Origin of the sequence: Pseudarthrobacter sp. NPDC092202 (assembly GCF_044755505.1) — a bacterium.
Classification (GTDB): domain Bacteria; phylum Actinomycetota; class Actinomycetes; order Actinomycetales; family Micrococcaceae; genus Arthrobacter.
This window is the reverse complement of record NZ_JBIVRG010000010.1, coordinates 157,088-169,180: the sequence shown is the minus strand read 5'-3', so window position 1 is coordinate 169,180 and position 12,093 is coordinate 157,088. Positions and strand designations below refer to the sequence as shown.

Annotated in this window: 9 protein-coding genes and 2 riboswitches; of the genes, 5 read left to right on the top strand and 4 right to left on the bottom strand. The window is 66.0% G+C overall.

Going from position 1 to position 12,093, the window contains the following annotated elements; translation table 11 throughout:
* The 3 genes from ACIQF4_RS15515 to ACIQF4_RS15505 form a co-directional block, all read right to left on the bottom strand.
* A partial coding sequence (locus ACIQF4_RS15515; RefSeq protein WP_400517866.1) for a DUF222 domain-containing protein occupies positions 1-1,197 on the bottom strand: 1,197 nt, incomplete at its 3' end.
* Between the two features lie 216 nt (positions 1,198-1,413).
* Positions 1,414-2,052, bottom strand: coding sequence for a VOC family protein (locus tag ACIQF4_RS15510; RefSeq protein ID WP_231454438.1), 639 nt, complete (start codon positions 2,050-2,052; stop codon positions 1,414-1,416).
* Between the two features lie 276 nt (positions 2,053-2,328).
* The gene (locus ACIQF4_RS15505) at positions 2,329-4,155 is read right to left on the bottom strand and encodes a S8 family serine peptidase (RefSeq protein WP_400517867.1); all 1,827 of its coding nucleotides are present in this window, start codon (positions 4,153-4,155) and stop codon (positions 2,329-2,331) included.
* Between the two features lie 248 nt (positions 4,156-4,403).
* A riboswitch (SAM riboswitch) is annotated at positions 4,404-4,519 on the top strand.
* A 42-nt stretch (positions 4,520-4,561) separates the two neighbouring features.
* Here ACIQF4_RS15505 and ACIQF4_RS15500 point away from each other — a divergent pair.
* The 4 genes from ACIQF4_RS15500 to ACIQF4_RS15485 all read left to right on the top strand — a co-directional run bounded on the left by ACIQF4_RS15500 (position 4,562) and on the right by ACIQF4_RS15485 (position 10,047).
* Complete coding sequence (locus ACIQF4_RS15500; protein ID WP_400517868.1) at positions 4,562-5,887, top strand: bifunctional o-acetylhomoserine/o-acetylserine sulfhydrylase; 1,326 nt, start codon at positions 4,562-4,564, stop codon at positions 5,885-5,887.
* Positions 5,888-6,007: 120 nt separating this feature from the next.
* A riboswitch (SAM riboswitch) is annotated at positions 6,008-6,123 on the top strand.
* 13 nt (positions 6,124-6,136) lie between these two features.
* Positions 6,137-7,252 carry a homoserine O-acetyltransferase gene (locus ACIQF4_RS15495; RefSeq protein WP_400517869.1) on the top strand — a complete coding sequence of 372 codons (1,116 nt, stop codon included), beginning with the start codon at positions 6,137-6,139 and terminating at the stop codon, positions 7,250-7,252.
* 181 nt (positions 7,253-7,433) lie between these two features.
* Positions 7,434-8,816 carry an MFS transporter gene (locus ACIQF4_RS15490; RefSeq protein ID WP_400579997.1) on the top strand — a complete coding sequence of 461 codons (1,383 nt, stop codon included), beginning with the start codon at positions 7,434-7,436 and terminating at the stop codon, positions 8,814-8,816.
* 112 nt (positions 8,817-8,928) lie between these two features.
* The gene (locus ACIQF4_RS15485) at positions 8,929-10,047 is read left to right on the top strand and encodes an alcohol dehydrogenase catalytic domain-containing protein (RefSeq protein WP_400516419.1); all 1,119 of its coding nucleotides are present in this window, start codon (positions 8,929-8,931) and stop codon (positions 10,045-10,047) included.
* An 83-nt stretch (positions 10,048-10,130) separates the two neighbouring features.
* On the opposite strand, the gene ACIQF4_RS15480 is transcribed toward ACIQF4_RS15485, so the two are convergent.
* Complete coding sequence (locus tag ACIQF4_RS15480; protein ID WP_400516420.1) at positions 10,131-11,030, bottom strand: LysR family transcriptional regulator; 900 nt, start codon at positions 11,028-11,030, stop codon at positions 10,131-10,133.
* A 134-nt stretch (positions 11,031-11,164) separates the two neighbouring features.
* On the opposite strand from ACIQF4_RS15480, the gene mmsB reads away from it, so the two are divergent.
* A complete protein-coding gene (gene mmsB, locus ACIQF4_RS15475) occupies positions 11,165-12,067 on the top strand; it encodes a 3-hydroxyisobutyrate dehydrogenase (RefSeq protein WP_400516421.1) in 903 nt (300 codons plus the stop codon).
* The last annotated feature ends 26 nt before the right edge of the window (positions 12,068-12,093 follow it).

Sequence of the window (12,093 nt, the reverse complement as noted above, 5' to 3'; positions counted from 1 at the left end):
GTTGTTGCAGCCGGGGAAGGGGCATTTGCCGTCCCGCATCCGCAGCCAGTTCCGCATCGCTTTGGTGACCCGGTAGCTGGTCCGCCCGATCTCCAACGGCGCCCCGTCCCGCGGATCAACGAGGACCCGGTGGAACGAATCGGCACCGTTCGCAACCAGGTCCCTCGCCATGGACGGCGGGATCGGCCCGAAGCCGTCGAGCATGGCCGGCTCATCGGTCTCTCCCGTCAGGGAGAATACCGGCACGGTGACGAGGACCTGTGCCCGGACCGCCGACGACAGCCCGGCGGGATCCATCCCGGCACCCGCCCCGTCGCTGGTACCTGTGCTGTTGCCTGCAAGGACGCTGGAAATGTCGTCACACCCGCGACTGCTACCGCCATTGCTGCCGCTGGTGAGGATCGCTTCGGCGAAGTCGTCGGCCCGGATCTGGGTGAGGGTCCGGGGCTCATCGGGTCCCTGTGCGGCCCGGGCGAGGGCGTTGAGCCGGTTCCAGCCCGCCGCGGCCTGATGCGCGGGGAGATAGGCCGAAAGCCAGGCCATGCCGTCCTGGTCCGGCCGGTACTCGACCCGCCGGTCCACCACAGCCTTGGCGTGGCGTTTCTCGATCGATTCGGCGTGGTGGCGTTCGCGCCAGGTGCGGGCTTTGTGCCTGAGCCGGTGCGCGGGGATTTCCCCGACCGCTGCCGCAGTGGTGGGCCTGGGCGTGTTGGGGTCGAGGAAGTGGGCCTCGAGGGCCGCGGCGCCGGCGGGGTCGAGGGTGGCTGCCTCGTCCGCCAGGGCCTGGGCGTGCTGCCAGGAGATTGCTCCGGCCTGCAGGGCTGAGAGGGTCAGGGGCAGGGTCGTGTCCAGGGCGTGGGACGCGGCCAGGAACGAGCTTGCGGCCCGCGGCCCGATGGCCAGTACTGCCCCGATTTCCGCGGTGATGGCCATGTCCTGCGCCTGCACCGGCGCCCCGGGAGGGGCAAGGGCGTGGGCGGTGTCCGCGTACTTCATGGCAGCCCGGGCTTTCAGGCCTGCGAGCCCGGCTTCTGCTTCCTTGGCACCGGCGAGAATATCCAGGGTCCCATCGGCCAGCCCGGCCAACGGATCAGCAGCCGAGAACGGCTCTGAACCACACGCGTCCACCTCCGCATTGAGCACAGCAAGGGCGGCCCTGATGTCCGCAAACGCCTTCTCCACCGCTTCGCTGCCCATGCACTAATCATGGGGGGAGGGTCTGACATTTACGCCGGAAGAGGCCGGGCGCGCGGGAAACCAGGCAAACCAGAACTGCTCGGAGACGAATTCGGCCGCCATCGGCGGGTGACGCCGTTGTCACCTGCTGATGGCGGCCGAAGCTTAGGCGGGCAGTCTCAAGTATCTGCCCGGGTTGATACCCGGCGGGGGCGAACCCATGCCGGGAGGGGAGAATCAGATAGTGACTGCCCCGTTGGCGGTCTCGAAAGTCACCGAAAGGATCCCGGGGGTTCCGTGCGGTGCCACCCACTCCACGGCTACGTCTTCCAGCGGCTTCTCCACGGGTTCACCCAGCCACTCGGTTACCCGGGCGGCAGAGCCGGCTATGGTGAGGCAACTCATCTTGACGTTGCTCTCATAAGCGTTGGAGGGGTGCAGGGAAGGATCGCCCTCCCACTTGAGCATGTACGGGACCTGGGGGTCCGCGATCAGGCCGAGGATGCCGATCTGCTTCCAAACCAGTTCGCGGCCGTCAGGGAACTTACGGTTGCCGTTGACCGAGGAGCGGCCAAGGCGTTCCTCGAAGGGAGCCAGGTCATCTACCTCGACGCACCAGCCCATCCAGCCGCCGCCGGCTGCAGATCGTGCACGCACTGCCTGGCCGAAGGGCGCCTTGTCCGAAGCCGGGTGGTCCAGGACCTCAACGACCTCAAGGTACTTGTGCCCCGCGAGCGGGATGATCATATTCCGGGTTCCGAACCGCGGGTGGACTCCACCCTTTACTGCCTCGACGCCGAGGGCAGAGGAAATCCGGTCAGTGGTGGCAGCCAGGCCATCGTGTTCACAGGCGTAAGAGACGTGATCCATGCGCATGGCAACATCTTGGCACTTTGTGATCGGGCTCTCAGCTAAGGGTAGCCTTACTGGGCTCCGGGCTCTCAGTCGTGCTGAAATTCACGCCCACAACAAGCCGAGGGTCCGATTGTTGCCAGCCCTGGACACTGTTACCAGACGTGCTGGCGATGAGGCGGACGGTGCCGCTGCAACTCCTGCAGCTGGCATCTGTGGGGCTGCCCGGGGGATCACGCCGGTAGTTTTGAGCGATTGTCGTCGCTTCGCCGGCATCGCAACGGCACGCCATCAACACCTTTAGAGCCGTTCGGTCCATATGCTTCCGTTGGACCAGTAGATGATGCCGTTTTCGAAGCGCTGGGCACGAGTGGACGTATTCAAGGAGTACTCGTCCGTGACCGGGCGCCCGATAAAGGCGTAGCCTCCCCTCCGCTCATACTCCCAGCGGATGGCCCCCTGCAGCAGCCTGGTTCCATACTGAGGTGTGAAGTAAAAGGTTCCACCCTGGAAAGCCTGGACCGCACCTCCCTCAAGCCAGCGGCTCTCATCGGACACAGGGTAGCCGGCTACGCCGGTCTGGCCGCCCTTATTCCACCACGCCTCCCGGATTCCGGCGCCGATGTAGTGAAGGCCAATTTGCGGTGTGTAGTACATGGTTCCATTCGTGAAGTGCTGGGCTATGGCTCCGCCGCCCAGAGACTCCTCGTCCCGGATGGGGTAGCCCGAGTCATGCCCGTTGAACCACTTCTTCTCAATGGCACCCCACAGCGGGTGTGCCCCACCTTGGGGCGACCAGAAAATCAACCCGTATTGGAACTGTTGCTGCGCTCCGCCCTGGACTGTTTGTTCCTGGCTGATGGCCGCGCCCAGCTGGGACGTTGGTCCGCCCATTGAGTCGTACTTGGCCCCGATCGCCCCCGCCACCGAAAAGTTGTTGACGGAAGCCGATCCGGTGTACAGCAGACGGTTGGGCGTTCCACTTCCGGATCCTGCAACCTTTCCTCCCGTCGCGGACGAGAGCAGCCGGTCGGTCACCTGGCTGGGGGTCAAAAGGGGGTTGCCTGAGAGGAGGACAGCGGCAGCACCAGCCACATGCGGCGTAGCCATGGACGTTCCGCTGAGTGACGCCGTGGCCGTTGCGGAAGTATGCCAGGCGGAGCTGACGCCGACGCCCGGCGCGTAGAGGTCAACGCATTTGCCAAAATTGGAGAAGGAGGCCTGGCGGTCCGAAGAATCGCTTGCCGCGACCGTGATCGCCGACGCCGTGCGGGCTGGAGAAGCCGTGCAGGCGTCAACGGCGTTGTTCCCCGCTGAGACAATGGCCGGGAGGCCGTTGGTGATGACGGCCTGGACTGCTGCGTCGAGCACGCTGCTGGTGGGTCCGCCGATGCTCAGGTTAACTACGGCGGGGGTGCCAGGGCGGTGATGATCTGCAATCCAGTCCAGCCCCGCGATGATGTCCGAATAGAGGCCGGAGCCATCGCATGCGAGTGCCCGCACCGGAACGAGGGTGGCGGATTTGGCCACACCATGGACGGCGCCGCCGATGACTCCTGCCACGTGCGTGCCATGGCCGTTGCAGTCGCTTGATCCCAGGCCGTCAGCCTTTGCTGTCCATCCGGCGCTGACCCGGCCGCCGAAATCGGCATGGGATGCGAGGATCCCGGTATCCACTACGTAGGCGCTGACGCCCTGGCCGGAGGCGGCAGGTGTGTAGGAGCCGGAGAGGGGCAGCGCCTGTTGATCGATCCGGTCGAGGCCCCACGGCGCGTTACGCTGCACCTCGGAGACCGTGACAGCGTGGTCCGGCTCCACTGTTGCGGCCCGGCCTGAGCGCAGCAGGGCGGCAGCCTGCCCCGGGCTGGCCTCGATGGCCGCGCCCTTCACCGCCTTCGTAAATGTTCTGTTGACGCCGATTCCCTGGGCGCGGAGGGCTGCCGCCTCGGCCGCGACGTCCTTGCCCGGAGCGAATTGCACAAGGTAGCGGCCGCCATCGTCAGCAGCGGCAGAAGGAGCGGCGTGTGCTGCGGATGCCGGCCAGGGACCGGCTGCCACCGCGCCTGAGCAGAGGGCGACGGCGGAGAGCAGGACGGTGCGACGTGCCAGGCGAGAGAACTGGGGCAACTGAAGTGTTCCTTTGGTATGGAAGCTGAAAGGCGATGAGACGGGTTCCCGGCTCAAATCTAACGGGGGACCGGTGGCAAACGGCCAAACTTCGCGCAATCCTGCGCATCTTCTGCGGAACCTTGGGAGATCAACATACGGTGCCTCCCAGCGCTGCGTCCGGCGGGGTGCGTCCCGCAGGAGGGCGGGGAAGTCACAACCGGTCACACTCATGGCGGCGGGCACATGCTGTTCCTACACTGGGCTCAGGTCATGAGCGCCAGCACCAAGCCCCGGCTTGCTGGCCGGCAACCCTCCTTCCGCGGTGGGGTGCCCCGGGTGAGGACCTGGCTGTCCGGCAAAGGCCGGACAGCAAGCGCGGCCCGCGGTGCTTTGAGCATGCCGGGCCCAGTCAAAGGAGCCTTAGATGTCCAACGGATGGTCATTCGAAACCCGCCAGATCCACGCAGGCCAGGAGCCGGACAGTGCCACGGGCGCCCGTGCACTCCCTATCTACCAGACCACGTCCTTCGTGTTCCCCAGCGCCGAGAGCGCCGCCAACCGTTTCGCCCTTGCTGAACTGGCACCTATCTACACCCGCATCGGCAACCCCACCCAGGAAGCCGTGGAACAGCGGATCGCCAGCCTTGAAGGCGGGCTCGGGGCACTGCTGCTCAGCTCAGGCCAGGCCGCAGAAACCTTCGCTGTCCTGAACATCGCGGAAGCCGGCGACCATATCGTCGCAAGCCCCAGCCTTTACGGCGGAACCTACAATCTCTTTGCCCATACCCTGAAGAAGTTCGGCATTTCGGTCACCTTCGTGGCGGACCCGGACAACCTGGAGCAGTGGCGCGACGCCGTGCAGCCCAACACCAAGCTCTTTTTCGGGGAAGTGGTCTCCAACCCCCGCCAGGACGTCCTGGACATAGAAGGTATCTCCCAGGTGGCCCACGATGCCGGGGTGCCCCTCATTGTGGACAACACCCTGTCCACCCCGTACCTGATCCGGCCGCTGGAATGGGGAGCGGACATCGTGATCCATTCGGCAACCAAGTACCTGGGCGGCCACGGTTCCGCCATTGCCGGCGTGATCGTGGACTCCGGGAAGTTCGACTTCGGCAAGGACCCGGCGAAGTTCCCGGGCTTCAACACCCCGGACCCCACCTACAACGGGCTGGTGTACGCCCGCGACCTCGGCAAGGACGGTGCCCTGGGCGCCAACCTGTCCTACATCCTCAAAGCGCGCGTCCAGCTGCTCCGGGACCTTGGTTCCGCCGTCTCCCCGTTCAACGCCTTCCTCATTGCCCAGGGGCTGGAAACGTTGAGCCTGCGCGTGGAGCGTCACGTTGCCAACGCCCTGGACGTGGCGCAGTGGCTGGAAGCGCGTGACGACGTCGAATCGGTCGCCTACGCGGGGCTGCCCTCCAGCCCCTGGTACGAGAGGGGCCGCAAATATGGCCCCAAGGGCACGGGCGCGATCGTGTCCTTCAACCTCGCCGGCGGGGCGGAGGCCGGCAAGCGCTTCGTGGACGCGCTCGAACTGCACTCCCATGTGGCCAACATCGGTGACGTCCGCTCCCTTGTCATCCATCCCGCGTCGACCACCCACAGCCAGCTCTCCCCGGAGCAGCAGGCGGTGGCCGGGGTAACGCCCGGCCTGGTCCGGTTGTCTGTGGGAATCGAACACATCGATGACATCCTGGCCGACCTGGAAGCGGGCTTCCGTGCCGCCAAGGCGGCCACGGGCGCCTGAGCAGGAGCAAGGGCCGACGGCGGGGTCCCGGGCCGGGCGGGCGTGCCTGCCGGGCCCGGGACCGTCACAACCAGTCACACTCTTGGCGGCAGGCGGGTGCTGTTTCGTACACTCGAACCAGGTCATGAGTGCCAGTGACAGCCCCGGCTTGCTGGCCGGCAACCCTCCTTCCGCGGTGGGGTGCCCCGGGTGAAGACCTGGCCTGCCGGTCATTCGACGGCAGGCAAGCGCGTAAGAAGAGGTCTTGCCATGACGGTTACCGTCGCCCGTACCACCGTTTCCGGACACGGAATAGTCCGCTATGCCTCCATTGGGGGACTGGAACTTGAAGCCGGCGGCTACCTGCCGGACGTCACGCTGGCCTACGAAACCTGGGGCACCCTCAACGCGGACGCCAGCAATGCCGTCCTGATCGAGCACGCACTGACCGGCAGTACCCACGTGACCCGTGGCGATACCGATGAACCGGGCTGGTGGGAGCAGCTGGCCGGGCCGGGTGCACCGGTGGACACGGACCGCTTTTTTGTAGTGTCCATCAACATTGTGGGCGGTTGCTACGGGTCCACGGGGCCGTCCTCGCCGGCACCGGACGGGACTCCCTGGGGATCCCGGTTTCCCCTGGTCACGCTGCGGGACAGCACTGTGGCGGAGGCCCGGCTGGCCGACAAGCTGGGAATCAAGAGCTGGTTTGCGGTGCTGGGCGGTTCCATGGGCGGAGCCCGCGCCCTGGAGTGGGCCATCACCTTCCCCGAACGGGTGCAGCGCTGCGGAGTGATCTCCATCGGCGCTGCCAGCACAGCCGAGCAGATTGCCTTTGCCCAGGCACAGACCCTGGCGATCCGCCAGGATGCGAATTTCAACGGGGGCGATTACTACCGCGGCCCCTTTCCCGAGGATGGCCTGGCCCTGGCCCGGCGGATTGCGCACATCACCTACCGCTCCGCGGCGGAACTGGAAGGCAGGTTTGGCCGCGCACCCCAGGCTCCGGAGTCACCCCTGCAGGGCGGGGTCCTGGCCAACCGAGGCCGCTACCAGGTGGAAAGCTACCTGGACCACCAGGGGAACAAGCTGGTCCGGCGGTTTGATGCCAACAGCTACATCGCCATCACCGAGGCCCTGATGAGCCACGACATCTGCCGGGGTAGGGGGCCGCTTCCCGAGACCCTGGCGCGGTCAGGTGCGCGTTTCTTCGTGGCAGCCGTGGACTCGGACCGCCTCTACTTCCCGGCCCAGTCCCGCGAACTTGCCGCAGCCCTCCCCGGAGAAGTGGACGTGCACCTCATCACAGCGCCGATAGGCCATGACGGCTTCCTGACGGAAATAGGCCAGCTGGGCCACCAGCTCAGGGCACATCTCTCGGACTAAAACCGAGGTTCGCGGGCAAGTGGATGTGCATTTATGCAGATAGCCTCTGCATGATTCGCCGTTGAGCTTGGCGTTCAGGCGGACCATACTCGTTGGGACCCGGCGGTTCGTGGCCAAAATCACACGTATCCGCCACAGCCTGTCCCAGTGGTGTCGAAGAAGACGCCGAAGGAGTTCATCAATGAGTACGGAAAAGTCCGCCGCGCGGCGGCCCGAGGAAACCGATGTCAAGGCCTCCGGCCTGAAGAAAGTCGTCACGGCCTCCATGGCCGGCACCGTGGTTGAGTGGTACGAGTTCTTCCTTTACGCCTCCGCCGCCACCCTGGTGTTCGGCAAGCTGTTCTTCCCCAACTCCGGAACAGAGCTGGACGGCATCATTGCAGCCTTCGTCACCTACGCCGTCGGCTTCGTTGCCCGCCCCATCGGTGGCATCGTCTTCGGCCACTTTGGCGACAAGTTCGGCCGCAAGCAGTTGCTGCAGCTGAGCATCATCCTGGTGGGTGTTGCCACCTTCCTCATGGGCTGCCTGCCCACATTTGCGCAGATCGGCTACTGGGCCCCTGCCCTGCTGGTGTTCCTGCGCTTCGTCCAGGGCTTCGCAGTAGGCGGCGAGTGGGGCGGCGCTGTGCTGCTCGTCGCCGAGCACAGCCCGAACAAGTCCCGCGGTTTCTGGTCCAGCTGGCCGCAGTCCGCCGTCCCCATGGGCAACCTGCTCGCCACGGCCGTGCTGTTCACCCTCTCCTCCACCCTTTCCCCCGAAGCCTTCCTCGGCTGGGGCTGGCGCGTAGCCTTCTGGCTCTCCGCAGTGATCGTCATCATCGGCTACTACATCCGCACCAAAGTCCAGGACGCGCCGATCTTCCTGGAGGCCCGCAAGGAAGTCACCGTCGAGAACAAGGGCTACGGTGTGGCCGAGGTCTTCCGCCGGTACCCGCGCGGCGTATTCACCGCCATGGGCCTGCGCTTCGCGGAGAACATCCTCTACTACCTTGTTGTCACGTTCTCCATCACCTACCTGAAAGTGGTTGTGCAGACGGACACATCCCGCATCCTGCTCCTCCTGCTGGTGGCACACTTCATCCACTTCTGCGCAGTCCCGCTGGTGGGCAAGATGTCGGATTCCCTGGGACGCCGCCCGGTCTACATGGCCGGTGCAATCCTCGCCGGAACCTGGGGCTTCTTCGCTTTCCCCATGATGGACACCGCCAACGATCTCGTCATCCTGGCTGCCATCACCATCGGCCTGCTGTTCCACGCCCTGATGTACGCCGGCCAGCCGTCCATCATGGCGGAAATGTTCCCCACCCGCATGCGGTATTCCGGCGTTTCCCTCGGTTACCAGGTGACCTCCATCGTGGCCGGTTCCCTGGCGCCGATCATCGCCAGCTCGCTGCTGGGCAGCTTCGGTTCGTCCCTTCCGGTGGCGTTCTACCTCCTGGGCGCCTGCGTGGTCACCGCGGTCTCCGTCTTCTTCCTCAAGGAAACCCGCGGCATCTCACTTCATGATGTCGATGCCGCCGACGCGAAGGGCACGGCCGATCTTCTGGCCGCCGCCAAGAAATAAAGCCGACAGGCATTCCTCACGGCACAGCACCACGGACAGGGCGGCTGCCCGGACCTGCATGCCCCGCAGGTCCGGGCAGCCGCGTGTCCACACACCTAAGGTCAGGAACACCATGCGAGCAGCAGTCCTCTATTCCACAGTTCCTTCAGGCACCAGCTATGCCGAAGCGCAGCCCCTGGTGGTCCAGGAGCTCAGCCGTCCCGAACCCCGCGCCGGCGAGCTTGGCGTCACAATTACCTACTCCAGCCTGTGCCATTCGGACCTGTCAGTGGTGGACGGTTCCCGCGTCAGGCCGCTTCCCATGGCACTGGGGCATGAAGCAGTAGGGCGCGTGGCCGCGGTGGGCGAGGGCGTCACGGACGTGTCCGTGGGGGACCACGTGGTCCTCGTCTTCGTTCCCAGTTGCGGCTCCTGCCGTGCCTGCCGGGCGGGGCGGCCCGCGCTCTGCCACCGGGCCGCAGAGGTCAACGGCTCGGGTGACCTTTTGCACGGCGAAGCCCTGCTGCGCACGCCCGCGGGGGAGCGGATCAACCACCACCTTGGAGTTTCGGCCTTCGCGGATTATGCGGTGGTTGCCCGCGAGTCAGTGGTGGTGATTGACGACGACGTCCCCGACACAGTCGCGGCGATGTTCGGCTGCGCCGTGCTCACCGGAATGGGCGCAGTCCTCAACACGGCCGCCATCCAGGAAAGCCAGTCCGTGGCAGTTTTCGGGCTCGGCGCGGTGGGGCTTTCGGCCGTTATGGCCGCGGCGCTCGCCGGTGCTTCCGCCGTTATTGCGATTGATCCCAACACCGCCAAGCATGGGCTGGCCATGGAGTGCGGTGCAACAGCGGTGGGGACTCCGGAGGACGCCGCCCGCCTGATCGCCGAAGCCGCCGGTGACGGTGTGGACATCGCAGTTGAGGCCGTGGGCTCGGCCCGGGTGATCGCGTCCTGCCTTGGGCACGTGACGAGGGGCGGCGCCGTGGTCTCCGTCGGCCTGCCGCACCCCACTGCAGAGCTGACAGTGCCTGCCCTGCAGTTCGCCGGGGCGGGCAAGCGGCTGCTGGGCTCGTACATGGGCGACGCCGTACCGGACCGGGACATTCCCCTCTACCTGGGATACTGGCGCGACGGCCGGTTGCCCGTGGAGCTGCTGCACACCGACACCAGGCCCCTCGCCGAGATCAACGAAGGACTCGATGCGCTCGCCGCCGGGCAGGTGGTGAGGCGGCTTTTCCAGGCGTGAAGCGTGGCCGGCTGCTGGCTCCTTGGTGGCTGACTCCCAGGTCGCTGAAGGACAGGTTACTGGCACGTCAAGCCGCCAGCAGGTCACGCGGCCAATAGATCCTGGCGTTCCGCCACCTCCTGCTGAAGCGCACCAATCACGGCCTGGACCCGGGCGGACCGCAGCGATTCCGGCCGTGCCACTGCCCAAATGGGGACCTGGCGCTGGAAGGCGCCAGCGAGCACCGGAACGAACTCCGGGTTGCGAGCCACCATGAAGTTCGGCAGCAGGCCGATTCCGGCGCCCCGGCGCACCGCCTCCACCTGGGCAAAGATGCTCGTTGCCTGGAAACTTGATTTCGGCATGGGCAGCTGGGAGGAGCGGTGCCCCAGCTCGGCAACCTGGAGCGCCGACTCAACGTAGGAGACGAATCCGTGCTGCCCCACGCCGTCGGGCGTCTCCGGCAGGCCGCGCTCCGCGGCGTAGGCGGGGCTGGCGTAGAGCCGGAGGAAGTAGTTGGTCAGGAAGATGGCCTGCGCGTTGCTCACGTCGGTGCTGCCCACCACCACCTCCAGGTCCACACCGGAGCGGTTCTGGCTGACCCGCCGCGTGGCGCTCAACATCTCCACGTTCAGCATCGGGTGCCGCTGCTGGAGGCGGACCAGCGCGGGCGTTACGAATTCGGCGCCGAAACCGTCCGAGGTGCTGATGCGCACCATGCCGGACAGGGCGTCCCGGTCCCGGCTTGTGGCAGCAGCCAGGGAGCCGAGCGTTTCCTCGATCCTTTCCGCCGCGGCCACGGCTGAAGCCCCGAGCTCCGTCAGTTCCCACCCGTGCGGGCTGCGCTCCAAGGTGCGGCCGCCCAGTTGCCTGTCCAGTGCCAGGATCCGGCGCGAGATGGTGGTGTGTGTTGTGCCCAGCGTTTCGGCAACGGCGTTAAAACGCCCAAGCCGGGCCACCGTCAACAGAATGAGTAAGTCGTCCGGACTCGGAAGCTGTGCCATCCCTACCTCTCAGCCGTGTGCATCCATGCACATGGCCTCTGTGAATTTTTACCTTGATTGCACTTTAGCGGGATGTGAGGGTGGACACAGACCTTGCGGCCGTCGGCCGGAGAAAAAGCGAAGGAGCTTATGCCATGGCAGTCATTGGTTGGATCGGTTTGGGAAACATGGGCGGTTCCATGTCGGCGAACCTCGCAAAGGCCGGGCACGACGTACGGGGGTTCGACCTCAACCCGGCCGCCCTCGCCGCCGCGGTAACCGGAGGGGTTAAGCCGGCCGGCAGCATCGCAGAAGCCGTGGCGGGCGCCGACGCCGTCTTCACCATGCTTCCGAAAGGCGAGCACGCAAAGGCGGTCTACCTCGGCGGGGACGGGGTGCTGGCGCACGCCGACGCGCGTACCCTCCTCATCGATTCCTCCACCATCGATATCGCCGCGGCGAAGGAACTGCACGACGCCGCCGCTGCCGCCGGCTTCCGCTTCGTCGACGCCCCGGTTTCGGGCGGGATGAGCGGCGCAAAGGCCGGAACCCTGACGTTCATGGTAGGCGGCGAACCTGGCGCCGTGGAGGAGGCCAGCAGCTTCATCGAGCCGATGGCCGCCAATGTCATCCCCACCGGCGGACCCACCACGGGGCAGGCGGCCAAGATCTGCAACAACCTGATGCTCCTTATCAACCTGGCGTCCACGGCGGAGGGTGCCGTGCTGGCCGACAGGCTGGGCCTGGACAAGAAGGTGTTCTGGGACATCGCCTCGGTCTCCTCCGGCGACAGCTGGGCGCTGCGGACCTGGTATCCCGTTCCGGGCGTCGTTCCCACCGCCGCGTCCAACAATGATTTCGCACCAACGTTCACCGCGGAACTGGCGAACAAGGACATCGGCCTGGCCATAAGCGCCGCCGAGGACACCGGCACACCGCTGGAAATCGGCAGGCACGTGCAGCAGCTGTACCAGCGCCTCATTGACGCAGGCGAGTCCGGAAAAGACTGCTCCATGATCATCAGGCTTGCCGATGGTTCGCTTGGTCCGGCGAAGTAGCCGCCTTTTTTGAGGCCCCACCCGCG

Coding starts and splice junctions, on each gene's coding strand:
- mmsB (WP_400516421.1), top strand. CDS start 11,165: ATGGCAGTCATTGGTTGGATCGGTTTGGGAAACATGGGCGGTTCCATG.
- ACIQF4_RS15485 (WP_400516419.1), top strand. CDS start 8,929: ATGCGAGCAGCAGTCCTCTATTCCACAGTTCCTTCAGGCACCAGCTAT.
- ACIQF4_RS15495 (WP_400517869.1), top strand. CDS start 6,137: ATGACGGTTACCGTCGCCCGTACCACCGTTTCCGGACACGGAATAGTC.
- ACIQF4_RS15480 (WP_400516420.1), bottom strand. CDS start 11,030: ATGGCACAGCTTCCGAGTCCGGACGACTTACTCATTCTGTTGACGGTG.
- ACIQF4_RS15500 (WP_400517868.1), top strand. CDS start 4,562: ATGTCCAACGGATGGTCATTCGAAACCCGCCAGATCCACGCAGGCCAG.
- ACIQF4_RS15490 (WP_400579997.1), top strand. CDS start 7,434: ATGAGTACGGAAAAGTCCGCCGCGCGGCGGCCCGAGGAAACCGATGTC.
- ACIQF4_RS15510 (WP_231454438.1), bottom strand. CDS start 2,052: ATGCGCATGGATCACGTCTCTTACGCCTGTGAACACGATGGCCTGGCT.